Origin of the sequence: Desulfopila sp. IMCC35006 (genome assembly GCF_005116645.1) — a bacterium.
GTDB lineage: Bacteria > Desulfobacterota > Desulfobulbia > Desulfobulbales > Desulfocapsaceae > Desulforhopalus_A.
Genome location: NZ_SWCM01000013.1, coordinates 73,700 through 98,678 on the forward strand (window position 1 = coordinate 73,700; position 24,979 = coordinate 98,678).

Sequence of the window (24,979 nt, forward strand, 5' to 3'; positions counted from 1 at the left end):
TCAAATCGAGATGTGCTGTGTCCTCCCGACTTCATCTCTCCTTCATGTTCATTCTGTACTCTCTCTACACAATCATTTCATAAACTGAAAAGTGGTTGTAACTTTTCTGCGATTCCATGTACGTTAGCAAAACAACGCAACTTTGATTCATCATCACCACACCCTTTGAAAGCGATGCATATTTTAGTTGTAGAGGATGAGCCGGATCTCCTGGAAAAACTGGTAAGTGTCCTCAATAGTGAGCAATATACCACCGAAACAGCCAGTGACGGAGAGGAAGCGCTGGACAAGATCTGGAATGAGACCCACGATCTTATCCTTCTTGACATCATGCTTCCCCGTCTCAGTGGCCTGGAGGTCCTCAAGGAAATCAGAAACGCCGGCATGGTTACCCCGGTGCTGATGCTGTCGGCCAAGGGAGATGTGGTCGATAAAGTCCTTGGTCTGAATCTGGGGGCAGACGACTACCTGCCGAAACCGTTTTCACTGGCGGAATTACTGGCTCGGGTCAGGGCATTACTGCGACGCGGCGCGGAAACAAATCCGGTAATCGAAAGTGGCGCCATCAGCCTGAACACGGTCAGCCGGGAAGTGCTGAAAGACGGAGAACCGGTAGCGCTCACGACCAAGGAGTTTGCCATTCTGGAGTTTCTCCTGCACAACCGGGGCAGGGCCATTTCCCGTTTTGTCCTCGCCGAGCACGTCTGGGGCGATAACTTCGATTCTTTCAGCATGTCGAATTTCGTCGATGTACATATTAAAAATCTGCGAAAAAAACTGAAAACCGATGACGACCGCCAGCTGATAAAAACTGTCCGTGGTTTTGGCTATATCATCGATAAAGGATGAGCATGAAAGCTCGGAGTAAAATTACTCTCTGGACGGCATCCTTTACCCTTACTGTTGCCATCTGCTTCTCCAGCCTCGTCTTCTACGAGCTGGTGGAGCAGCCTTTTCGAGTAATCGATGACGAACTGCAGGACATTGCCGAAGTCGCGGCTCAGGCTGTGAACAGCGACACCCCGCAGGGCAAACAGGACAACACCCTGTCCAGATACCCTTACGACAAATACTGGATCAAAGTCGTAAGCGACCAGGGCATTACGCTCCTTGCATCGCCAATGACCAGGTATGTGGATATTCCCGCACACAGCGATAAAAAATTCTCCTTTGTGAGAAAAAACCTCCCGCTCGAAAAATTATGGCTAGCCCCGGAGGACCACAGCGAACGAAAAAATATCCCCGCCTCGCCGGTTGTTTTTAGAGTGCTGACGGACAGAAAAGTAATAAACGGCAAGGTATTCGAGTTACAGGTCGCCAATCCAATTCCGTTTCTGGTACACGAACTGTCTGAGCTGGTCTACTATATTCTCGCGGGACTTGTGCTTATCACCATCATTGCCATTGCTGTGAGCTATTATCTGGCCGGCAAAATTCTCCAGCCGCTCGCTTCGATCAACAACCTGATCAAAAACATCAGCGACAACTCCCTTGACCAAAGAATACCCCTGGGAAAGAACAAGGATGAACTTTATATCCTGACCAGATCGCTCAACAGCATGTTTGACCGGCTGCAGTTTTCGTTCAATCGGCAGAAGGAATTTATCGGCAATGCCTCCCATGAATTGAAGAGCCCACTGACTATTCTGATGCTGGGTCATGAAGAAATGCTCGCCGGAGAGCTGCCGCAGACTGTCCGCACCGGACTTGAAAAACACCTGACTACTCTTCGCCGCTTATCAAAACTGGTCCGCAATCTCCTGGAAATCTCGCGCCTGGAACAGCAGGAAACACTACGCCATGAGACTATTCATCTCCACGAATTAATTGACCATGTGCTCGATGAATTCAAGGATTTACTGCAGTCGAGAAACATTGTTCTGGAAAAAGATTTGTCGCCGGTTACTTTTGTTGGCGATGCGGAAAAGATCCTGCAGATGGTGATTAATCTTGTTGATAATGCGATAAAATACAATGCACCGGAAAACGGACAGATATGGATTGCGACCCAAAAAACCAGAGAGTGCATCCGTCTGACCATAGCCAATACCGGACCAATCATTCCTGAACAAGACCTGCCGAAGGTCTTTGAACAGTTTTTCCGGGTGGAAAGATCGCGCTCCGCAAACTTCGGCGGCTCAGGGCTCGGACTTACCATAGTCCAACAAATCGTTGAATTACATCAGGGCACGATTTCAGTGACCAGTTCCGCCGAAGGGATCACCCGGTTTACTGTTGATTTTCCCCTTCCGATTTCTTCTTCATGAACAGAAATTCTTTGTCGGCGCTCAATTTTCCTTCGAGAATCTTTTGGCATTGTTCATCCTGGGAACCAGCCCGGACATTCTGACGGTAACGAAATATCAGGCCCTTGCCTTCCTGCCGGTTGATCAGACTTACATTTCCACCCTGAGCGGCTGCCGCCCCCATCGCAATAGCCAGACCCAGCCCGCAGCCTTCGCCGTTTGCGCCGGGCAGGCGGTAGAACGGATCCCCGACACGCTGCAGCTCAGAAACCGGTATACCGGGACCATTATCGATAACTTCGAAGAGGGCATTATTGCCAACCGCAGCAATTCTAAGGGTGACTTCTCCTCCCTCGGGACTATATTTTAGAGCATTCTCCAGTGCATTCTTGAGTATTAAATAAAGATTTTCCCCGGTATCGGCAAGCATGATCGAGGCGGTTTCATCAAGGCCCAGATCAATGCCTCTGGCTTCCGCCAGAGGCAGGTACTCGGCGATTAATTGACGGGAAACGGATGAGGCATCGACTGTCTTTTTCTGGGCAGTGCCGGCTTGGATCCGGGCGAGATTGAGGAGCTGCTCGGTAAGTTTTCTCGCCCTTTCGATTGCGTCCTGGAGCGGCAGAACCCGCTCCCTGATTTTTTCCGGTAATCCCGGCTGGTTCAGGTTTTGTACCTGTATCGACAGTGCCGTGAGCGGACTCCTGAGTTCGTGTGCGGCATCGGCGATAAACCGCCGCTGCTGATCCATCAGCTCGGCTACGCGAGTGAGCAAACGGTTGATGGCGTGCACAAACGGGGCTATTTCCTGCGGGACTTCCCTGTCCGGTATTGGCTGCAGCAGATTTGCCGGTTGTGCATCGACATGTCCGGCGAGGTTTTTGACCGGGGCCAGTTCATGACGAACGATGCGCATTATAAACCACGCCATTGCCGGCAGAAGAAGAAGTAAGGGAGCCAATATGCGCAGAGCGCTGTTTAGGGCGATTTCATCGCGGATATCGGTAGGCTGCGTCACCACCGTAGTCCCGCCGGACGGATCTTTCCGGAGAAAAACCCGCAGACGTCCCGCCCCTGTTTCGACTGTATAGAAACCCGGGGTCGAGTTTTCTGCAAGCCAGGCAGGACGCGGGGTCTTCGGTATGTGGATGACATCGATTCGCGACTCGGGGTCGTCAACCGGAATCGGCAACCGATTCTGACCGGTGCCATCAACGGGGGACAGATCGGTGGTCGAGTCGTGTACCGCCGCCAACAGTGCTGTCTGCCGGAGCACGTCATCCTGGAATTCTTTCGCTTCATTATAGGCAAGGACGAACGACATCAAGGCCAAAGCCAGTCCGGAGATCAGGAGAGCGATGCCCAGCATGGAAGTGAGCCGTTTCTGCAGGGATCGACTCATTGGAGCTTCTCCACCATCCAGCCGGCGCCGCGCACGTTTTTAATCACCTTGGCACCAAGTTTCCTGCGCACCCCGTGGATGAGGAAATCCACCGCATTGCTCTCCACTTCCTCATTCCAGCCATATATGTGTTCTTCCAGTTCGGCCCGGGCAAAAATTCTGCCCGGATGCAGCAACAGTGCATGCAGCAGGGCAAACTCACGACCACTTAAATCGACGGTTACATCTCCACAGCTGGCTTTATGCGTGGCCGGATCGAGGTTCACTGTCCCGTTGGTGAGTATGGGGGAGGCCTGGCCGCCTTGACGACGCACAACCGCGCGCAGGCGGGCGAGCAATTCGTTGACACTGAAGGGCTTGACGAGATAGTCATCGGCCCCGAGGTCAAGCCCAGTAATGCGATTCTCGACACTGTCACGGGCGGTAATAACAATGACGGGCACCTGGCTTCCGGCCTGACGCAGGTGTTTCAGCACATCCAAGCCGTCACGTTTGGGCAGACCGAGATCGAGCAGCACGGCTTGATATTCGCCCAGTTTGAGGGTACTCCACGCAGTTTCGCCATCTCTTACCCAATCCACGGCACAAGCCGCATCCTTTAAAGCAACGGATACTGCCGCACCGATCATCTGGTCATCTTCAACCAATAAAATTCTCATCGATTTTCATCAATATTAAATACAATTTCAGCGGGCTGCCGGGTGAACTCCTTACGAGCGATCCTTGACCATGACCTTTTTTTGCGCGGATGTCATGTAAAAAACCAGGGTGAATATAGTCGTAAGGAACAACACGCTAGTGCTGGTAGTTCCAAGCCCCAGACCACCGACATTGCCTGGCTGCGAAAGGAAATCGCCGAGCGATGCGCCAAGCGGGCGCGTCAGGATGTAAGCTATCCAGAAGGTAGTCACCCCATTTGCCTTAAAGACCAGGTGCGCGACCGTAACGGCGGAGATAATGCAGCCGAAACCTAACCCTGCGGTAGCATAGCCCAGATTGAGGCCTTCGGCCACGAGATCCCCTGCGGCGGTACCAAGGGCAAAGGTAAACAGTATCGCTGCCCAGTAAAACAGCTCACGTCGCCTGGTGTAGATGGTGTGAATCGACAATGTCCGTTCCAGCCGGTACCATCCAAAGAAGGTGGCAGCCAGAGCGAGGCCAAAGACAAAGCTTGTCGTCTGCAGGGAAATACCCAGGTTATCCACAAGGTTATCGGTGATCAATGTGCCGACAATGCTGATCAGTACGACTGTAGCCCAGTACAGCCAGGGCACATATTTTTGTTCACGCACTTGCATAACCAGGAAAAAAGCCAGCAATACCCCCATGACGAGCGAAGTTCCGGACAGGCCAAAGTGCAGCCTGACATTGAGAAAGTCGGCGGCGGTTTCCCCGACCGTGGTAGCCATTATTTTGATAATCCAGAACCAGATGGTAACCTCTGGAACCTTGTTAAGTACTGCCAGCGCATCTTCTCGTTCAATTGGGTTCATGTATAGCCTCATTAACTTGCTTTAATTGCCGCAAATCGATTCAATTTTGTGTTGGCCCCGATACAGGGATCGGGGCCAACGGTACAAAGACGATCAATCCTCTTTTTCGTGGCCCTCATCGCCACTATCGGCTTTGTCTTCCGCGGCAGCGAGCACCTTGCCACTAGCCGGATCAACTTTTACATCCATGACCTTGCTTTCTTTTACTACTTCGACATCAAAAACCCACTGACCGTCATGCTTTTCCAGTTCGGCTCGGGAAGCTTTGCCGGGAACATGCTGTTCGGCGGTTGTGACGGCCTGGGACAGGGTAATCCGCGTTGCCGGAACCTCCAGTGCATCATTTTCCCTGGTACCGGCCGCATAACTGCTGACCACGACGGAAGTGGAAGCCACCGCAAATGTTAAAAGATAGAGTATGCGTTTCATAATGAGATCTCCTTAAAAAGTGAATTGCGCGGTTATTCGCGTGCCTGCACTATAGCAATCAAGAATTAGCTCAGAATTAGCCGGACCAAAAAAATTTGCGCCTGTGAAAAAAATATCTTATTCAAAGAAGTTCAGCACAGATGCTCCAGAGGGATATGAGGTATGAGGTGACCTTTGCACGGGTGTTCCGCAGCCTGGATGGCTGCGGTCAAGCCCCCAGGGATTTGTTTATGGCGTGCCGGGAAAAGGCTGTCTCATTTCCCTGTACAGCTCGAGTTTTGTCGTTATCATAAAAAAATATTCGGCGACAGCTCGGCCAGCTTCCCTGACCTTCGGAAGCAAGGCACGCAACAGGACGGACAGCAAAGGAAAGGACTTTCTATCGCCGCGTTTTAAATCGGTTGGAAAAAGAGGCAGCGGAAGTAAGTGAGATGAACGGACGCGAGGGGTCGACAACGACACATGCTGCGCATCGTGTCGAAACTGCGTACTGCAGAGAGTTTAAGAACTATTCCGGCAGCGTGATGACTGAATCACGCCACCGGAGGCGTTGCTGCTGACAAGCAGTTACATCTTTTCCGCCAGAGCTTTCCCATAGGCCTGACAGGCTTTCAGCCCTTCTTCGCTTAACACCACCGCTTCAGTGAGGTTGAGCGGACCAAGGTCGGTCATATCCATCTTGAAAACATACAGCATGGTATCGAAGATCATCGGCGCGCTTTCGCCGCTATGGGTGTGGCTGCCGAACGCTCCACCAAATTTACCGACTAAATTGGCATTTTCGGCTTTAAATAGAAACTGTTTCATACCGCCAGTCATATCTTTGTGATAGGTCGGACAGCCAAAGACGTAGCAGTCATATCCGGCAAGACCCTGTTCGTCTTCGATGGCAGAAATTGGTTTTACATCCACTTGACAGGACGCCATGCGCAGGCCTTCAGCAATGTAATTAGCCATTTTTTCGGTTTTTTTGGTTCGGCTGGAATAGGCAACGAGTACTTTTTTCATGTAAGCTCCTTCAGGTGTATTGAATGGTCTGGAACCCTGCCGGCACAATCAGGTTGCGCTGAGATTCCACACTTGGGCCAACCCCGGCAAATGGGGGAAATCGGTGCTCTTTTTATCCCCTTGCAGGGAACAGGTACTTCTCGACACATTATTTTCTTGCAAAAAAACAAGAAAATACTTTCAGATTGCCCCTGATGTTCAGCTACGGAACCTCAGGGGCAATCTGAAAATAATTCGTCAGGGTCTAAAGGGAAACCCAGTTGATCTTTGCATATAACGACTGCAAATAATTCACAGGATCTAGAATGTTCAATATTTAATATTTTGTCAATATATTAAATAGGAATAATTATTAATTTCTATAAATGAGACACATGAATACAGAAACAGCTCGAGCTTTTTTTGCAAACGACCGATTTGCCGCCCTTGCCGGTATTGAAATAGTTGAGGCCCGCCGCGGGTATTGCCGGGCCCGGATGGAAATTGACGAAAAACATCTCAATGCGGCGGGCGTCGTCCAGGGCGGTGCTCTCTTCACCCTGGCCGATCTGGCTTTTGCGGTGGCTTCGAACAGCCATGGCCAGTTAGCTTTGGCGATCAATGTCAGCATCTCATTTTTAACCAGCAAAACGTCAGGCACTCTCTACGCTACCGCCACAGAAGTGGGTGACCCGAAACGCATAGGTGCCTACGATGTACTGGTCACCGACGAACGGGACGAGATCGTCGCCAGATTCAATGGCCTGGTCTATCGAAAAAACCAGAGTCTGCCGGTCTGATGAGGATCCGTCGTATGAACAGCGTCCGCCAATTATTTGTCAACATTACGACTTTGTAATGTACGTGCAAGATGACGGTAATGTTGGGTTGCTATACTCTTGACTGATCGCATCCACCGATTACAACGAGTTATTATTCAGAAATTCGAGGAACATTCATGTTAGAACAATCACCGCAGTTCGTCCCCGCCCCCGCAGCCAAGGATTCACCAGCACTTGACCGGAATAACGATGTCTACAGTTCGATCCAGAGGATCAACGAGGCGGTCAAGGAGAGTTCACGCTGGATCGCACCGCTTAAATACGAACTGTCGAAAGTCATCATAGGTCAGGACCACCTGATGGAACGATTGCTGATCGGACTCCTCACCGGGGGGCATCTCCTTTTAGAAGGACTCCCCGGTCTGGCCAAAACCCTGGCCGTTAAAACCCTGGCTAAAGCGATCCAGACCGACTTCCAGCGAATCCAGTTCACCCCGGATATGCTGCCCGCTGACATTATCGGCACGCAGATTTACAATCCGCAGCAGACAACCTTTGAGGTCAAACAGGGGCCGATTTTCTCCTCGCTCATTCTGGCCGATGAAATCAACCGTGCGCCGGCCAAGGTACAGTCCGCCCTGCTCGAGGCGATGCAGGAGAAGCAGGTCACCATCGGCGAACAGAGTTTTCAGCTGCCCGAGCTCTTTCTGGTCCTGGCCACCCAGAACCCCATCGAGCAGGAAGGCACCTACCCGCTGCCGGAAGCACAGATCGACCGTTTCATGCTGAAAGTAGTCGTCGGCTATCCGAGCAGGGCTGAAGAAAGAACCATCCTTGATCGTTTCGACCATACCGACTCGGCACTGGCGGTTACTCCGGTCACCGACCCCGCCGATATTCTGGCGGCACGAAAGATCATCAACACCATCTATATGGATGACAAGATCAAAGATTATATAGTTTCTCTGGTCTATGCCACCCGCGAACCGCAGAGCTTCCAGCTGGAACTGAAGGAGTATATCGAGACCGGCGCCTCGCCAAGGGCCACCATCAATCTCAAGGCCGTCTCCCGCTGTCTGGCATATCTTGCCGGCAGAGGCTATGTGACACCGGATGACGTCAAGGCCTCGGTGATGGACGTCATGCGCCACCGGCTGCGGATAAGCTACGAGGCTGAGGCCGAAGGCATCACCAGCGAAGATATTATACGGAAAATCCTCGATACGGTACCGGTTCCCTGAGTTTGCCCAATATGACCATGGATACATTACTTACCAGGGAAATCCTGAAAAAGGTCCGGCAGATTGAAGTGCGGACGAACAGGCTGGTCAACGACAGCCTGGCCGGCAGCTACCAGTCTGTCTTCAAGGGCCGCGGCATGAATTTCGACGAGGTCCGGGAATATGTCCCCGGGGACGATATCCGGACCATCGACTGGAATGTCACCGCCCGGACCGGTATCCCGCATATCAAGAAATTCACCGAAGAACGGGAGCTGACCATCATGCTGATGATCGATATCAGCGGCTCCGGCGACTTCGGTTCGGTAACCAGCTCCAAGCGGGAGATGATGGCGGAAGTCGGTTCGGTGCTGGCCTTTTCGGCGGTTCGCAACAATGACAAGGTTGGCCTGGTACTCTTTACCGATACGGTCGAACTCTACATTCCACCGAAAAAGGGACGCGGACATATTCTGCGGATCATCCGGGAGATTCTTTTTTTTGAGCCCCAGGGCAGAAAAACCGACCTTAAGGTAGCTCTTGATTTTACCAACCGGGTCATCAAGCGAAAATGTGTGGCCTTTCTTATCTCTGATTTCTGCCTCCCGGATACCTTCGATGAAACCCTGAAGGAACTGCAGCCAAAACTGCAGATCAGCAACCGTCGTCATGATCTGATAGCGCTGATTGTTTCCGACCCACGGGAATTTGAACTCCCTGATATCGGCTGGATAACTCTGGAAGACGCCGAAAGCGGCGACCAGGTCGATCTCAATACCGCCGATGCCACGGTAAGGGACCGATACAGAGAAATGGCCAAAACCAGACACAAAACGGTGCAGAAAACCCTTCGTTCAGCCGGTATCGACCTCCTTGATCTTTTTACCGACACCGCGTATCTGCCCACCCTGCTCAGCTTTTTCAGTGCCCGCAAAGGGAGGGCGTCATGACCGGACGAATCGCAATCCTGCTTTTACTGGTCTTTTTTGCCCTGCCCGTGGTGACTTTTGCCGACAGCAGCGCCAGCAATGCAGCACCCTTGACGCTGCTGCAGCAACCCGGCAAAAACGCGCAGACCGCACAAACTCCCAACACGGCCAAAGAGGATAACGAATTGCGCGATATCCAGGGGCCCGTTCCGCTGATCGAGCAACCGCCCTACCTGCTGCTGGCGGGTATTATCCTGGCTCTTCTTGCGGCCGGTGCGGCACTCTACTGGTTTATAAACAGGAGAACCAGACCTGCGCCCCCTCCTGTTCCTCCCTGGGAGAAGGCGCTGCAGGAGCTTGCCGAGGCAAAGAGGCTGCTCAGTCCGGAACGGGCCCTTCTGTATATGGATCGGGTAAGCCAGATCCTGCGCCGCTACATCGAGGCCCGGTTTGCCATCAAGTCGACCCGGCAGACCACCGGGGAGTTTCTGCAAGGTCTGGCAGACACCGGCAGCAATTCTCTGCTGCAAAGGCATAAAAGCGAACTGCAGCTCTGCCTGGAACAGGCGGACATGGCCAAATTCGCCCACCATGCCCAGGATATTCACAGCCTGGAGATAATTGAGGGGGCAGTGATCACTTTTATCAAAAAAACCGAACCGGCTGAACCGCAGGAGCCAGAAAAACCGGTGCACCAGCGTAAATCATCGAAAAAACCCAAGCGAGGCAGCGCATGAGATTTCTGCACCCCGAACTGCTCTGGCTGCTTGCCCTGCTCCCCCTGCTGGCCTATCTCTACGGCCGGGCTGGCGGGGCACCGGCGCTGCTGTTTTCATCGACCTCCCTCGCCTCGTCTCTTGCCGGGGCTAGAAAAACACGACCAGGTACCCTCCATCTCCTTCTGCGCCTGGTCGTGCTTTTTCTACTCATCATGGCTGTTGCCAGGCCGCAGCTCGGCAGCAGTACCACCGAGATTGAGGCCAGCGGCATCGATATCCTCCTGGCAGTGGATGTCTCCGGCTCCATGGAGGCGATGGACTTCACCCTCGGCGGCAGACCCGCCAACCGGCTCGATGTCGTTAAGAAAGTCGTCGATGAGTTCATTGAACAACGCCCCAATGACCGGATCGGCCTTGTCGCCTTTGCCGGCCGTCCCTACCTGGTCAGCCCCTTGACCCTTGACCACAACTGGTTGCGCAAGCGACTTGAATCATTACAGATAGGGATGATCGAAGACGGCACGGCGATCGGTTCGGCGATCGGCAGCGGCACCAATCGGCTGCGGGATAGAAAATCCAAGTCGCGTATCTTAATCCTGCTCACCGACGGGATGAACAATGCCGGGCGAATTCCCCCGCTTATTGCCGCCGAAGCGGCGCAAGCCCTGAATATAAAGGTCTATACTATCGGTGCCGGTACTCGCGGCGAGGCCCCCATGCCGGTCACCGATAACTTCGGCCGTCGCCGGCTGGTCCAGGTGAAGGTTGATATCGATGAAGATACCCTGGCGAAGGTGGCCGAAAAAACCGGTGCCATGTACTTTCGAGCCACCGACACGGCGTCTCTTGCTAAAATTTACGACGACATCAACAAGATGGAGACGACAACAAGAACCATCAAGAAATTTGAATCGTACCGGGAACTGTTCTGGTATTTGGTCATCGGTGCCCTGGCTCTGCTCGGTGTGGAAATTTTTCAGGCACGCAAAAGATTGCCTTAAGAGAGAAGAATTATGCACTTTGCCCAGCCACACTGGTTACTCATCGGTCTTCTGGCCTGCCTTGGTCTCATGTTCCTCTTCCGCTTTATGCAGAAGCGGCGGCAGGCTGCCCTGGAAAAATTTGCCGCTCATCAGCTTATTGGCCGGCTGACCCAGAATATCTCAGGCCGGAAGAGATGGTATAAGAATATTCTGCTGCTGCTGGCAGTCTTTTTCGCTTTTGCCGCTCTGGCCCGACCGCAATATGGCTTTCAATGGGTAGATGTCAAGCGCAAAGGCATTGATTTGCTTTTTGCCCTCGATACTTCCAAAAGTATGCTGGCGGAAGACATTAAACCCAACCGCCTGAAAAGGGCGCATCTGGCGATACTCGATTTTGTTACACAGCTGGACGGTGACCGGGTGGGCCTCATTCCCTTTGCCGGTTCAGCCTATCTCATGTGCCCGCTGACCCTTGACTACGAGGCCTTTGCCGATTCCCTCGCCGCGGTAACCACCGACATTATTCCCCGCGGCGGCACCAATATTGCGTCGGTTATCGACATGGCGGCCGAGACCCTGAATAATACCGCAAATCATAAGATTCTGATTATTCTGACCGACGGCGAGAATCTGGAGGGGGACGCCATAAAAGCCGCGGAAAATGGTGCCAAAGCCGGACTGACGATTTATACCGTTGGCGTGGGCACCAGTCAGGGCGAACTCATCCCGGTTGCGGCAGAAAACGGCAAGGGTTTTGTCAAAGACCAGAACGGTAATTTTGTCACCTCCCGACTCGACGAAAAAACCCTCGCAGCTCTTGCCGAAAAAACCGGCGGGCTGTATGTTCCCCTCGGCACGGCCGGCGAAGGGCTGGAGACCATTTACAAACAGAAACTGGCCCTTATCCCAAAAGAGGAACTGGCGGAACGCAGACAAAAAGTACCCTTGGAAAGGTTCGAATGGCCACTCGCCGCAGCGATCCTTTTCCTGGTCGTGGAGCTGCTGCTTGGCGAACGGAAAAAAGCCCGTCCCATCCGGCCCCTGTCCGCTATCAATACGATGGTTAACTGGTTCAGGCGACGGAGAAAAACGGGCGCTACAACGGCTCTTATCCTGCTGCTCGGCCTAAGCCTTGCTCCCAGGGCGTATTGTTCCAGCGGGGAAGAAGCCTATGCCCAAAAAGACTATCTGCAGGCGTCGGAATATTACCGGCAAAAACTGGAAAAATCTCCTGATGACCCGGAACTCCTGTATAACTTCGGGACAGCCGCCTATAAAAACAATATGTTTGACGAGGCCATTGATGCATTTACCAAGGCACTGACAAGTGACGACATAAAGCTTCAGGAAAAAGCCTATTACAATAGAGGCAACAGCTATTACCAAAAAGGCGCAGAGGCACAGCAGGCCGATCCGAAAGCAGCCATCGGCCAGTGGCAGGAGGCTTTGAACTCACTGGATTCGGCCCTGAAACTCGATCCCCAAAACGCTGATGCCAGACACAATCACCAGCTCATTGAAAAACGGCTGGAAGAGCTGAAAAAACAGCAGCAACAACAGCAGAACAACAAGGATCAGCAGGACCAGCAGAAAAAAGACCAGCAGCAACAAAGCGGTTCGGAACAGCAGCACAAAGACAATGCCGAGCAGCAGGACAAAAAACAGCAGCAGTCCGGTTCAGACAAGCAACAACCTGGGGATAAGCAGTCCACGGACAGTAACGATGGGACGGATGCACAGAAAAATGACAGCGGCAGGCAGCAGCCCCCGCAACCGGCTGACAAAGAGAACGGAAAAACCGACACTCCGAAACCAATAAACAAATCGCCGGAGAAAAACAATCCTGCTGCCGGACAGACAGACCAGGGTTCGCCACAGCAACCCGGCGAGATGACCCAAAAAGAGGCACAGAGCCTGCTCAACGCCTTGAAAAACGAGGAAGGTGAACTGAATTTTGTTCCCTCCGCCGGCAACAATACTGAAAACCCCGTAAATAAAGACTGGTGATGCGACAACAACAATCGATACTCTGGCAAAGTCTGGCCTGCCTGGTCCTTCTCGGCCTCTGCCTTTTTGGTCCCGGCACCTTGCCGGCTTCTGCCGAGGTCCAGGTCGAGGCCTCGCTCAGCTCGCTCTCCTTCCCCCAGGACCGGGCGGCAAGACTGACCATCACAATTACCGGAACAAGCCGCACCGCCGACATTGCATTGCCGGAAATCGACAATATCCAGCTGCGCAGTCAGGGGACATCGAGTCAGATCAGCATGGTGAATGGCGACTTTTCGTCTTCTGTTATGCATAACTATCTCGTTCAGGCCGACAAACCCGGGAAATATACCATCCCGCCTCTCAAGGTGACAGCCGGCGGCGAATCCCTCACAACCCAGCCAATACGTTTCGAGGTCACTCCAGGGGGACAGCAGCCGGGCGCTTATCCGACGCCAACTCGCCAGGATGGAGGTCAAATAGCCTTTATCCGCATTTCACCGACCGGCAGTCACTACCCCGGAGAGATTGTTCCGTTTACCATCAAGGCCTATTTTAATCAGGCCTATCGAGTCGAAGACATTAAACCGCCGACCCTGCGTGGCGACGGCGTGGTCATGTCCCAGCTGTCGGACCAACCCCAGCAGACCGAGGAGTCGGTAAAAGGCCGGATGTACCATGTTCTCACCTGGGAAACCAATCTGTCTGGTATAAAGGCCGGCGAACACCCGATCAGTTTTTCCCTTGATGCAACCCTGCGTATCCCCCAGAAAAGAAGGGTGCTTTCCCCTTTTGGCGGCAGCGGTTTTTTTGACGATTCTTTTTTTAACGACCCCGCCATCGACAGCTTCTTTGGCAGTGCCGAACGAAAACCGATTGTTTCGGTCAGCCCCGAGACCGTTTTTACCGTAATGGACCTGCCGACGGCTGATCAACCGGAAAACTTTACCGGTGCCATTGGCGATTTCACCTTGAACGTCAGGGCAACACCGGTTGAGGTGGAAGTCGGCGAACCGATAACGCTGACTATGGAAATCTCCGGCACGGGGAATTTCGATCGGGTTGAAGCCCCTGCTTTTCCGGAAAATCCCGACTGGAAGACCTATTCGCCCAGCGCCAAATTCAGTAATCAGGCAAAAAGCTATACCGGAACCAAAATCTTCGAACAGGCAATCGTTGCCAAAAACGCGGCAGCAACCGAAATTCCACCGCTTTCTTTCAGTTATTTCGATCCGCAGCAAAGACGCTATATCACCAAAACCAGTAAACATCTCGCGGTTCATATCCAAAAAACAGCGGCTTCAGCCATCGCGTCACCTGTTCAACCGGTTCCCGCCGCGACCCCTGCGCAATCCCGGTCGGCCGCACCCGCATCCCCCGCGCCCGGCATTGGCGGAGGACTGGCCCCGATCCATCTGGAGGCCGGGTCCTATCATGCGCGAATCGTTCCTCTTTTTGCAAAGAGTTGGTTTTTAACACTCTGCGCTGTTTGCACGCTGCTGCTGCTCACTGTTTTTGGGCTCGCGATTCGCCGGCGAAATATCGAAAAAAACCCCGAAATTGAAAGAAAAAAACACAAGAGACTGCTGCTTGAAAACGACCTGAAACAGATCGAACGTGCCCAGGCGGCAGGCGACGGCCCGTCGTTTCTTGCGTTAAGTAAAACAGCCATCCAGAACCAGCTCGGCTGGTTATGGAATATCGAACCGGCAGCACTCAGCCTGGCCGATATCAAAAGCCGACTGAGCGAAAACACCGATCTTCTTGAAATTTTTCAGGCCGCAGATGAGGCCGCCTACGGCGGCGCATCGCTTACCGACGAAAAAATGCAGGAGTATTTCACCACCCTGAAAAAGAAACTGGAGGAATTATCATGAAGGGTAGAGGCTTTCACTGCGTGATTTCCACGGTGCTGACTATCCTGCTTCTGGCAACAGTCGTTTTTGCGGGGACAGTGGAAGACGACCTCTTCCGCAGGGGAAATGAGGCGTACAGCCGCGGTGATTATGACCAGGCCATCGCCAACTATGAACAGCTAACCACAACGGCAGGGTATGCCCCGGCGGTGCTTTACAACCTTGCCAACAGTTACGCCATGGCGGGGAAAACCGGCAAGGCCATACTGAACTACGAAAGAGCCTTGCGCCTTGCCCCTGCCGACTCGGATATCGCCGGCAACCTCGAACTGATAAAAAAAGAACATGGCCTCTTTCCGCAAGAGCCCTCCACTGCCGAAAAATTTTTCCAGCTTTTGACCCTGAACCAGTGGACGACACTTATTCTGCTGGCCCTTCTCCTCATTACCGCGTATCTTTTTGCCTCTATGAAATATCGATTTTCAAGACAGTTCAGTATCGGGGCGAGGGCCTGTTGTCTCCTGCTCCTCTGCCTGGGCACAGCAGGAACGATTTTCCGCTATCAGGACTTCAACCCTTCGGTGGTTGTCGCCCCGGATGTGAAGATGCTCATCTCTCCGTTTGCGTCATCGGCGTCGGTCGGAACGCTGCCGGAAGGCCGCCTGGTCTACCCCCAAAAAAGTCACGGCTCTTTCAGCTATGTCGCCGATGAAATGAACCGGCATGGCTGGATCGACTCCTCGCTCATTGAGCCGATATGTCAATCGGCACGTTCGGGGTCATAGGGATTACGGGGCCGGTTGCGGGCATGGCCTCGTCCTGGTATTTCCTGAGACAACAGTCCAACCTCCGGGCAGCAATTTCGGGCAACCGGCAGGAGAAGCACAACGAAGCTACAGAAGAGTACGACGAAACTCGGTAAGGTCGGACGCTGCCGCCGCAATATTTTCGGAAGAGAGTTCCAGCACGTACCGGTAACTGCTCATGCTCTTGCTGTATCTTTTGTCATAGTAATCGACGAGCAGAATGCGGACCAGCTCGTGTAAATCTCCCTTTCGGAGAAGCAGACACAGTTTGTCGACCTGCCCACTACCCATTTTCTGTTTGAAGGATTTCAGGATGGTCTCAATCTGGTTGCGCATCGCCTCATCTGTGACGGGATAATCCTCAATGATACGCCTTATTCTGGTTTCCAGGCTGCAATGGACATAGACCAGAAGAGCGCTTTGCATGGCTGACGCCAGGGGTTGAGGGATAAAGACTCGACCTATCTTTCGGCTCTCCCCTTCGATGAAATAAGGCTCTTGCTGCAAAGAGCCGATAACCTGCGCCAGTCTGCTTTCAAAGGTGCGCTGGTTGCTCGGCTGCTGGTCCAGACCACCGAAAAGAGAGCTGCGGTGTCCGGCAAGGTCTTCCAGATCTATCGCCGGCACCAGTTGTTGCAGAATCCGGGTTTTGCCGGTGCCGGTCAGGCCATGAATCACGATCAGTTTCGGGTGAAATTTCTGCAGACGGTCGAGCACATCCTGGCGGTATGTTTTATAGCCCCCTTCAAGCTGGAAGGCATTATAACCGGATTGCACCAGCAGATTGACCACCGACAGGGATCGCATTCCTCCCCGGGCACAGAAAACAGCGAGTGGTTTTGATTGCAAGGGTTCAAACGCGGCAAGCAGATCGGCCAATTTTTTTTCAACATAGGAAAACCCCTGCTCTACCGCCTGTTCATGCCCCCCGTGTTTATAAATGGTTCCGATAACACTGCGCTCATCCTCATCAAACAGCGGAATGTTAATCGCCCCGGGAATGGTTCCAGCCAGAAATTCCCCGGCCGAACGGACATCGATAATCTGATGGCCACCTGCCTGCGCAGCCTGGAGGTCTATCGGGCCGGATGATGTACCCAGTATTGTCGAACGGGACAGATCTCTATCCATCACAGGCTGCCTGCCAGAAACTGGACGATTGCGACGGCACTGAGCGTTGCCGTTTCCGCCCGCAGGATCCTGTCGCCCAGACTGACGGTACGCCAGCCCGACAGCCGCGCCAGTTCGACCTCTTCCCGGGTAAAGCCTCCTTCCGGCCCAAGCATAAGGGCGAGTGAGGCGGCATCCCGGATTTCCGGAATATCACCAAGACGGGTGGTCTTTTCCTCTTCCCAGAAGAGCAGTCGCAATACGCCGTCGTCATCGGACCTTTTTTTAAGAGATTCGGCGTAGCTTGTCGGTGCGTCAATGTGTATCGCATGCAGGCGCCGGCATTGCTTGCAGGCCTCGAGACCGATTCGCTGCCACCGCTGATATTTTTTGCGGCCCTGTACCTGATCGAATTTCCCCTGGCACCGCGAACTCTGGTAGGGAAGCAGTCCGGTTACGCCGAGTTCGGTACATTTCTGCACCACCGTGTCCATTTTCTCGCCTTTCAGGATCGCCTGCCATACCCAGACCGATTTGCCAACGGTCGCCTCCCGGGTGATAATTTCTTCGATCCGGGCCTCGACCTGACGTCCGACACTGGTGATAACCGCACGGAACACCGCGCCCAGACCGTCGAGAATTTCAATGACATCGCCCGTCTTCAGGCGTAGCACCTTCGCAATATGGTGCGATTCCTCATCCGAGAGAAAGACGATGTCGCCATCTCGCAAAGTCGGATCGAAAAAAAAACGTCGCATCAGCTCCCATCCCATCCAGGGTTAAATTTTGGTAATCGTTCACCAGCACCGAATCTGTTTTGTCTTCGGCCTTTAAGCGTAACACTCGTACAGCTTAAAAACCTCATCCGCACATCTCCGGCACCGGTAACCGTTTACATTTCTGAGGTAATTCTTGATTTGTCGGTTTTCCGGTGAACGGATACAAATTTTATCTGCGTCTGTTGAAATTGACAAAATCTCCTGCATCCCGTAAGTAAGAAGAGATAATGCCATATTCAGATATACCACAACTAACAGTCTCATAAAGAGTCGATTCTCAAGATGGCCAGCCCCTTGTGGGGATGCTTGTGATGCCATCAGGTGCCGAGGGAACAATATGTCGATTGAACGAAGAGAACAGAAACGATTTTCTCTTAACCTTCAAGCCAAAATATCATACAGACATATCGATGATCCTGCTCCGGTCATTGATACGGTTGCGGCAAATATCAGCTCCGGCGGGGCCTTTATTCAAACTGCCCATAAATTCCCCATGGCTGCCAAGGTTAAAATCGAATTTTATCTCAGCCTTGCCGACCTGAAAAGACTGCGTTTCATCCTCTCGGTGGAAAGCCTGAGACAGCTTACCGATCAGAACGTCTGGGTCATCGCCAACGGAATCGTCATCCGCCAGGAAAAGGATGGGGTGGGGATCATTTTCGACACCGATTACCAGCTTACCCCGATGCAGGGCCGAGCGACATAATACCAGAGGCCCGGCACGGCTTCTCACTCTTTTTTAAAGCATAACGCGGCCCACTCCTGACAACTCTGACGCCCCGAGAGCCGCATGCCTCTTGCCGTAAATACGTCTGTTATACTGGCAACCTGGTCTCCGGCCAGTATCCCGGACAGAATCAGGGTACCGCCGTCTGCCGTCAAACGGGTCAGGTCATCGGCCATGCGGACCAGAACATCATGGACAATATTGGCAACCACTATGGCAAAGGATTCCTGCAGCGCAGAAAGCGGTGCAAGGCTTACCTGCATATGTTCCTGCAAGGAATTTAACTGCACATTCTGCTCCGCGGCAGAAACCGCCTCCGGATCGTTGTCTATCCCTAAGACATCTCCTGCGCCAAAAAGCAATGCCGCCATGCCGAGAATTCCTGTGCCGGTACCCACGTCCAGGAGTCGCTGCCCGCCCCCCTGGGCCAGAGTCTGCCGGATAAAATCGACTGAAAGGCTGGTGGTCGCATGGTGGCCGGTACCAAAAGCCATGCCCGGATCCATGACGAGAACCGCCTCCCCGGCAGCCGGTCGATATTCTTCCCAGGTGGGGGCAATAACCAGGCCAGGCACGATGGCAAACGGTTTAAAATGCTGTTTCCAGCTTTTCCCCCAATCCTCTTCCTCAATCATAGTTGACGAAAGGATAGGTGTCTGAACACTGAATATCTCAGCCAATTCAGAAAGATATGCGGACACCTGACCAAGAATACCGTCCACCTCATGCGGCAATAAATCAGCTTTTTGAATATAACCGTTGACCGTTCCGTATAGAAGTTCATCACGGGCACCCGTCTCCACCCCCGCATCAAACACCCCGACCAGATAATCGCTGATCGATTCCACCAGCTGAGGCTCTGCCTTGATTGTTATCTTCAACCATTTCTTTCCGGCCTTCTGCCCGCTCGTATCCTTTATCAATTCCCTCACCATGCCTGTCGTACCCAAATCCAGGGTAACAATAGTTTTTCATATGACAAACGATCAACTTCACATTAGTATACTGTGCAGGAAGTTTTTCGATGTCGGAGTTCAAGCCCTGTTGCATAGGGTGCTTATCTGCTTAGCCATCCCCGATCCGTGGTTTTTACCAGATTTTTATACAGAACGAATGTATTCTTTTGTCTTTAAAAAGGTCTGCAGTGCAATTTGATCCAAAAGATTTTGACCACTTAACTGCCTGTCCCGACTGCGATCTGCTTTTGCAGAAGACAGAGGCGCCCGCCGGACATTCTATCCTCTGCCCCCGTTGCGGCAAGACTATAAGCAGGAGAAACAGCGATTCAATTAGAAAAGCGCTGGCCCTGAGCATTGCCGGTCTGCTCATGTACCTCCCGGCAATGCTTCTCCCGCTTATGACCATGGAATCATTTGGTTTCAGCGATTCGGCCAATATTATTGACTCACTCTTTGACTTTTACAATAACGGCTATTATCTGGTCTCGTTTATGGTCCTGCTCTCGGCGGTCATCTTCCCGCTGATGCTGCTGAGCTCCGTCTTTATAATTTCCCTCCAGCTCTACCGGCAAAAATATCCATGGTATCTGGCCAGGCTCTTTAGGAGCTACCTGCATCTGGAGGAATGGGCGATGGTTGAAGTGTACCTGCTCGGCATTATGGTCACGGTCATCAAGATGGGAAGCAGTACCGACATTTCGTATAATACCGGAATCTTCTGTTTCACCGGCCTCGTTTTGCTCACAATCGCTCTTGCCGCCGCCATCGACCGCGATTTTTTCTGGCAGACCATTGAAGATAAAAAGCAAAAAAACAACGCCCCGGTTGCAGCCCAGCCACCTGTGGTTGTCCATGCCAGCGATGGCGGAATTGTTACCGCCGCCATGCAGGGTTTGAGCCAGTGCCATATCTGCCATAAACTCTCGCCGACGAACCATGGCACCAAAAAATGTCCACGCTGCGGCGAGCCACTGCACCTTCGACATCCGTCCAGTATATCAAAGACCTGGGCCCTGGTGCTCACCTCGACAATTTTTCTGGCTCCGGCCAATCTGCTGCCGATAATGCGGGTTGATTTTCTCGGTGTTCCCAGTCGATCAACTATTATGGACGGAATTATCTATTTTTTTCAACACGGTTCCTATTTCATAGGCCTGATCATTTTTACCGCATCTGTTCTGGTGCCCATCTTCAAGATAGTCGGCCTCACCATCCTGCTGCTTTCCACCCGGCCATGCAGCAACAGGCTACTCAGACAACGGGCAAAAATGTTTCGATTTATTACTTTTATCGGCAGATGGTCAATGCTCGACATCTTTGTCATCGCCCTTCTGTCCGTTCTGGTCAACTTTGGCTTTTTCACGTCCATACATGCTGCCCCGGCAGCCACCTATTTCTGCATTGTCGTCGCCTCTACCATGTTTGCGGTCATCACCTTCGACCCGCGCCTCATATGGGATAGATGCAGCCAGCCACAGCAGGCGGGCAGTAAAAACTCTCGAATAACTTCTGGAAACAACCCATGACAACCGAACCTGTTGTTGAAAAAAATCGCGGTATTTCAGTAATATGGACTTTACCAGTCATTGCTCTATGTATCTGCGGCTGGCTCATCTATAACAGCTACAGAGATGCCGGGGTGGAAATAACCATCTTGTTCAAGGATGCAACCGGCATCGTCTCGGGTAAAACCCAGATCATGGCCAGGGGTATTCCGGTCGGCCTTGTCACTAAAGTCCTGCCCGACCTGGACAACCAGCAGGCCAAAGCGATAGCGAAAATGGACAAGGACGTCGTCAGCCATCTTGTTGAAGACACCCTGTTCTGGGTGGTTCGACCGCAACTGTCGGCAAGTTCGGTCCAGGGGCTAGACACCATTCTCTCCGGCAGCTATATAGGCATTCAAATCGGCTCCTCGACAAAAGCACGACGAGAATTTCAGGGCCTCACTTCCTCCCCGCCGGTTTCGCCGGAGACACCCGGCCTTCACGTGCGGCTGACGACCGATATGCTCGGGTCGATCCAGACGGGAACGGGTGTCTATTATCGAAATATCGAGATTGGTAAAGTCCAGGCCTATCGGCTCGTCCAGGATAAAAATGTCCAGATCGATCTCTTCATACAGCCAGAGTTTGCCCACCTGGTAAGGGAAGGCAGTCGTTTCTGCAACTCCAGCGGCATCCAGATAAGCGGCAAATTGCCCAATGTGAAGATCCAGGTGGAATCCCTGGCTTCGCTGGTGCGAGGCGGCATACTGCTGTACACCCCGGAACAACTTCAGCACAGCCCGGCAGCTATCAGCCGCCAGGTTTTTCCGCTGTATCCCGATCTCGAGTCGGCAAATTACGGTATCCCGCTGAACTTAACCCTCTCCTCCGGAGAGGATATAGTCGAGAAATCAACCAAGGTCATGTATCGCGGCCTGGAAGCAGGATTTGTCAAGGATATCCAGATTAACAACGATCCACAGAGGACTGTCACAGCCCACATTCTGCTTGACCCGAAAGCAGAACTCATCCTCCGGAAAAACACCAAGTTCTGGCTGGTGAAACCGGAGGTTTCGGCCGCAGGAATAGATAATCTCAGTTCACTTTTCTCCGGGGCCCATATAACCTTTCAACCGGGTGATGGACCATTTCAGGACAGCTTTGATATCCTGCCTGAACCCCCTCCGCAGACACCGTTAAGAAATGGCCGGTCTTTCGTGCTTGTCTCGGAGGACCCCATCGACATTTCCGCCAAATCCCCCGTTTATTTCAAAAACATCCAGGTAGGCGAGATCGTGGCTGTCGATCTGGAAAAATCTGCCGCAAACATCCGGACTACCCTGTTTATCTACCAGGAATACCTCCACCTGCTCAGCAAAAATTCCATCTTCTGGAAGCATTCCGGTTTGCAGGTTGACGCGAGCCTCGATCAGGGATTGCAGGTTTCAACGGGACCACTGGCCAACCTGCTCAGTGGAGGATTGAGCTTCATAACCCCTGAAAAACAGAAAAAACAAAAGAATGTCACGCCGGAAGAAGGTTTTCGGTTTCCGCTGTATTCAAGCTATAAAGACGCACTTGCCAAAGTTCCCGACCTGCAGCCTTCCGGTAAACACTTTCTGCTGATGTCCGAAGATGCGCAATCTCTTTCCATCGGCGCGCCGATACTCCATAAAAATATTAAAATCGGCGAGATTGAAGACTTTCGTCTGACCCCCGACCAGCAGGGCGTCCTGATCGAGTGTTTTGTTTACAACCAATACAAGAACCTTATCAACGAAAAAACCAGATTCTACAACGCCAGCGGCGTCCGGGTGTCAGGCGGGCTGACCGGCCTCAACCTGCAGACCGGGTCACTCCAGTCCATGCTGGCCGGCGGCATTGGTTGCATTAATGTATCCGATGGAGCCCCGCTCAGCTCGACCAAGCCCTATCCACTCTATGCCAACCAGCAGGAAGCGCTGCAGGCTGACAAGATAGAGCTGACCGTAATACTCAAAGACAATTACGGTCTGAAGGAAGGTGCACCGGTAAAACACAAGGGCATTGAAATCGGTCAGATAACCAGGCTCACCCTTGCGGAAAATCTGCAAACAATTGTCGGCACAATCCGCATCAACAGAAATGCCATGCAGCTGTTCAGATCCGGCACCCTGATATGGGTCGAACAGGCCGAGGTGAGCCTGGCCGGGGTTAAAAATGTCCAGTCCATCCTGTTTGGTTCGTACCTGAGCATCCTCCAGGGCAACGGCCCGCTTGTCCAAACATTCAAGGTGCTGCCAAAACCGCCGCAAACGGAGATCGCCGACCGTGACGGGCTCGGGATAGTGCTGGAGACCCAGCATCTCGGCTCCCTCAGTGTCGGCTCGCCGGTCTATTATCGGCAGGTCCAGGTTGGACGGGTTACCGGGTATGAACTCTCGCCCACCTTTCAGAAAGTGCTGGTATTTGTTTCCATAGCCAAGGAGTATAGTGCAATCATCTGGAAAAATACCCGGTTCTGGAATGTCAGCGGCGCCAAACTCGAGGGCGGACTGTTCTCTGGCGTTACCGTCTCCACGGCATCCCTTGAAGCGGTCATGCGTGGGGGCATAGCGCTCTCTACTCCAAATATCGGTCAAACCGGTTCGGCGATGGTATCCGGCCACCATTTCACCCTCTACGACAAACCGGAGCCGGAGTGGCTCGACTGGAACCCAGATATCGCTCAGCTAGAGAAGAAAGGGGCTCCGCGTCTTTCCGGAACAAAGTAATGTAACTAAAGCCTCACTTGCAAAAATCCTGGAGATTATTATTAGTGAATTAGAAATAGTTTACTTGTGCTGTTTACAAGTAAACTATTTCGTGAATGAACTTATCCCGCAACGCTTTTAGGCGGGATTAGTGAAACCACAATTACATCCAATGCTTCATACGAAGGAACTCTTTCGTGAATGAACTTACACCCCTCAAGGGGGTACTATACAGAGTCCCGCAACGCTTTTAGGCGGGATTAGTGAAACCACAATTACATCCAATGCTTTATGAGAAAGGCTCTATTTCGTGAATGAACTTATCCCCGCACAGCACGGGGACTAAACAGAGCACCCCTCAAGGGGGTACTATACAGAGTCCCGCAGCGCTTTTGGGCGGGATTAGTGATTTAGCAAATTATCTCGTGAATGAACTGATACCCAAGAAGGGGGGTGCTAAACAGAGTACCCGCAAGGGGCATTAAAAAGAGTCCCGCAACGCTTTTTGGCGGGATTAGTGAGCTATCATAGACATTAAGTACCTTCAACAAGGCTCAATTTTGTGAATAAACGTATCCCCGCACAGCACGGGGACTAAACAGAGCACCCCTCAAGGGGGTACTAAAAATAACGATACCCAATGCCTGTTCCCAAACCCCATCACCTCATCTACGGAACCCTCAGGGATTATCTGACCAACGAGGAACTGACCGACACCGACGACGAACGTATCCGCCAGGATCTAAGCCGTTTAATGGTGGAGCAAAAGGGCTTTGACCGAGAACAGCTGCAACCAAGACTGAAGATCGAAACCCTCTTCTCCCGATGTTTTGTCGTGTCAACCATCGAACTGACAGTTTCCCTGTCAGAAAAACAATATATGATCATTCGCTATGGCCCGGGCTCCCTGGTCAGCAGGGAGCGGGCGGCAATAGCTGCAGCCAGAGTCATCAACCGGGAGTACTGTCTGCCCCTTGCCGTTGTGACCAACGGCCGGGATGCCGAACTTTTAGACACTAGAACTGGCAAGATTCTTGGTTATGGATTAGACTCCATTCCGGATCGACAGACTCTTGAAAAAATGGCCCCACAATTAGTATTCTATCCACCGCCCGAGCCCAAACGCAGAGAGCAGGAATTACGGATACTCAACGCTTTTGATGTGGAGCGCTGCTGTTATTAGTGACTTAGAAATTTTTTCTTGCTGTTCAAGAAAAAATTTCGTGAATGAACTTGCACCCCGCAAGGGGGTACTAAACAGAGTCCCGCAATGCTTTTGGGCGGGATGAGATTTTAAATTGCACGCACACCCCCAGTTGCCAACAATAAATAATCAACAATAAACAT

At 52.4% G+C, this 24,979-nt stretch carries 22 protein-coding genes; 14 read left to right on the forward strand and 8 right to left on the reverse strand.

Translation table 11 applies throughout. From position 1 onward, the window contains the following. The first annotated feature begins 174 nt into the window (after window positions 1–174). Both FCL47_RS19010 and FCL47_RS19015 read left to right on the forward strand, forming a co-directional pair. Window positions 175–849: a response regulator transcription factor gene (locus tag FCL47_RS19010; RefSeq protein ID WP_136815242.1), complete on the forward strand. Its 675-nt coding sequence runs from the start codon at window positions 175–177 to the stop codon at window positions 847–849. A 2-nt stretch (window positions 850–851) separates the two neighbouring features. Further along, window positions 852–2,267, forward strand: a complete 1,416-nt coding sequence (locus FCL47_RS19015; RefSeq protein ID WP_167496571.1) for a cell wall metabolism sensor histidine kinase WalK — start codon at window positions 852–854, stop codon at window positions 2,265–2,267. Here FCL47_RS19015 and FCL47_RS19020 read toward each other — a convergent pair. The 5 genes from FCL47_RS19020 to FCL47_RS19040 form a co-directional block, all read right to left on the reverse strand. After that, a complete protein-coding gene (locus tag FCL47_RS19020; protein ID WP_136815245.1) occupies window positions 2,230–3,648 on the reverse strand; it encodes an ATP-binding protein in 1,419 nt (472 codons plus the stop codon). The genes FCL47_RS19015 and FCL47_RS19020 overlap by 38 nt on opposite strands. Continuing rightward, window positions 3,645–4,307: a response regulator transcription factor gene (locus FCL47_RS19025; protein WP_136815246.1), complete on the reverse strand. Its 663-nt coding sequence runs from the start codon at window positions 4,305–4,307 to the stop codon at window positions 3,645–3,647. Before FCL47_RS19025 ends, FCL47_RS19020 begins: the two co-directional genes overlap by 4 nt. 51 nt (window positions 4,308–4,358) lie before the next feature. Beyond that, on the reverse strand, window positions 4,359–5,141 hold the full coding sequence (locus FCL47_RS19030) for a hypothetical protein (RefSeq protein WP_136815248.1): 783 nt from the start codon (window positions 5,139–5,141) through the stop codon (window positions 4,359–4,361). A 93-nt stretch (window positions 5,142–5,234) separates the two neighbouring features. After that, the gene (locus FCL47_RS19035) at window positions 5,235–5,570 is read right to left on the reverse strand and encodes a PepSY domain-containing protein (RefSeq protein WP_136815249.1); all 336 of its coding nucleotides are present in this window, start codon (window positions 5,568–5,570) and stop codon (window positions 5,235–5,237) included. A gap of 567 nt (window positions 5,571–6,137) precedes the next feature. Further along, window positions 6,138–6,578 carry a flavodoxin domain-containing protein gene (locus tag FCL47_RS19040; protein WP_136815251.1) on the reverse strand — a complete coding sequence of 147 codons (441 nt, stop codon included), beginning with the start codon at window positions 6,576–6,578 and terminating at the stop codon, window positions 6,138–6,140. A 374-nt stretch (window positions 6,579–6,952) separates the two neighbouring features. Between FCL47_RS19040 and FCL47_RS19045 the strand changes: the two genes are divergently transcribed. The 8 genes from FCL47_RS19045 (at window position 6,953) to FCL47_RS19080 (ending at window position 15,817) form a co-directional block, all read left to right on the forward strand. Next, on the forward strand, window positions 6,953–7,357 hold the full coding sequence (locus tag FCL47_RS19045) for a PaaI family thioesterase (RefSeq protein ID WP_136815252.1): 405 nt from the start codon (window positions 6,953–6,955) through the stop codon (window positions 7,355–7,357). Between the two features lie 158 nt (window positions 7,358–7,515). Next, the gene (locus FCL47_RS19050; RefSeq protein ID WP_136815254.1) at window positions 7,516–8,580 is read left to right on the forward strand and encodes a MoxR family ATPase; all 1,065 of its coding nucleotides are present in this window, start codon (window positions 7,516–7,518) and stop codon (window positions 8,578–8,580) included. 11 nt (window positions 8,581–8,591) lie between these two features. After that, window positions 8,592–9,509 carry a DUF58 domain-containing protein gene (locus FCL47_RS19055; RefSeq protein ID WP_240744305.1) on the forward strand — a complete coding sequence of 306 codons (918 nt, stop codon included), beginning with the start codon at window positions 8,592–8,594 and terminating at the stop codon, window positions 9,507–9,509. Then, a complete protein-coding gene (locus FCL47_RS19060; protein WP_136815255.1) occupies window positions 9,506–10,225 on the forward strand; it encodes a DUF4381 family protein in 720 nt (239 codons plus the stop codon). Before FCL47_RS19055 ends, FCL47_RS19060 begins: the two co-directional genes overlap by 4 nt. Continuing rightward, window positions 10,222–11,208, forward strand: coding sequence for a VWA domain-containing protein (locus FCL47_RS19065; protein WP_136815257.1), 987 nt, complete (start codon window positions 10,222–10,224; stop codon window positions 11,206–11,208). Before FCL47_RS19060 ends, FCL47_RS19065 begins: the two co-directional genes overlap by 4 nt. Before the next feature lie 12 nt (window positions 11,209–11,220). Then, a complete protein-coding gene (locus tag FCL47_RS19070) occupies window positions 11,221–13,197 on the forward strand; it encodes a VWA domain-containing protein (RefSeq protein WP_136815259.1) in 1,977 nt (658 codons plus the stop codon). Next, window positions 13,197–15,053: a BatD family protein gene (locus FCL47_RS19075; RefSeq protein WP_136815261.1), complete on the forward strand. Its 1,857-nt coding sequence runs from the start codon at window positions 13,197–13,199 to the stop codon at window positions 15,051–15,053. The genes FCL47_RS19070 and FCL47_RS19075 overlap by 1 nt, the downstream gene beginning before the upstream one ends. Then, window positions 15,050–15,817, forward strand: a complete 768-nt coding sequence (locus FCL47_RS19080; RefSeq protein WP_136815263.1) for a tetratricopeptide repeat protein — start codon at window positions 15,050–15,052, stop codon at window positions 15,815–15,817. Before FCL47_RS19075 ends, FCL47_RS19080 begins: the two co-directional genes overlap by 4 nt. 108 nt (window positions 15,818–15,925) lie before the next feature. Here the strand turns inward: FCL47_RS19080 and mnmH are convergent, their stop codons facing one another. Next, window positions 15,926–16,969 carry a tRNA 2-selenouridine(34) synthase MnmH gene (gene mnmH, locus FCL47_RS19085; protein WP_136815265.1) on the reverse strand — a complete coding sequence of 348 codons (1,044 nt, stop codon included), beginning with the start codon at window positions 16,967–16,969 and terminating at the stop codon, window positions 15,926–15,928. Beyond that, the gene (locus FCL47_RS19090) at window positions 16,969–17,706 is read right to left on the reverse strand and encodes a 16S rRNA (uracil(1498)-N(3))-methyltransferase (RefSeq protein ID WP_167496572.1); all 738 of its coding nucleotides are present in this window, start codon (window positions 17,704–17,706) and stop codon (window positions 16,969–16,971) included. Before FCL47_RS19090 ends, mnmH begins: the two co-directional genes overlap by 1 nt. A gap of 358 nt (window positions 17,707–18,064) precedes the next feature. On the opposite strand from FCL47_RS19090, the gene FCL47_RS19095 reads away from it, so the two are divergent. Beyond that, on the forward strand, window positions 18,065–18,433 hold the full coding sequence (locus tag FCL47_RS19095) for a PilZ domain-containing protein (RefSeq protein WP_136815268.1): 369 nt from the start codon (window positions 18,065–18,067) through the stop codon (window positions 18,431–18,433). Between the two features lie 23 nt (window positions 18,434–18,456). Here the strand turns inward: FCL47_RS19095 and prmA are convergent, their stop codons facing one another. Then, a complete protein-coding gene (gene prmA, locus FCL47_RS19100; protein WP_167496573.1) occupies window positions 18,457–19,377 on the reverse strand; it encodes a 50S ribosomal protein L11 methyltransferase in 921 nt (306 codons plus the stop codon). Between the two features lie 221 nt (window positions 19,378–19,598). On the opposite strand from prmA, the gene FCL47_RS19105 reads away from it, so the two are divergent. The 3 genes from FCL47_RS19105 (at window position 19,599) to FCL47_RS19115 (ending at window position 24,815) form a co-directional block, all read left to right on the forward strand. Then, window positions 19,599–20,939 carry a paraquat-inducible protein A gene (locus FCL47_RS19105; protein WP_167496574.1) on the forward strand — a complete coding sequence of 447 codons (1,341 nt, stop codon included), beginning with the start codon at window positions 19,599–19,601 and terminating at the stop codon, window positions 20,937–20,939. Further along, a complete protein-coding gene (locus FCL47_RS19110; RefSeq protein ID WP_136815273.1) occupies window positions 20,936–23,653 on the forward strand; it encodes a PqiB family protein in 2,718 nt (905 codons plus the stop codon). The genes FCL47_RS19105 and FCL47_RS19110 overlap by 4 nt, the downstream gene beginning before the upstream one ends. Before the next feature lie 619 nt (window positions 23,654–24,272). Continuing rightward, a complete protein-coding gene (locus FCL47_RS19115) occupies window positions 24,273–24,815 on the forward strand; it encodes a type I restriction enzyme HsdR N-terminal domain-containing protein (protein WP_136815275.1) in 543 nt (180 codons plus the stop codon). The last annotated feature ends 164 nt before the right edge of the window (window positions 24,816–24,979 follow it).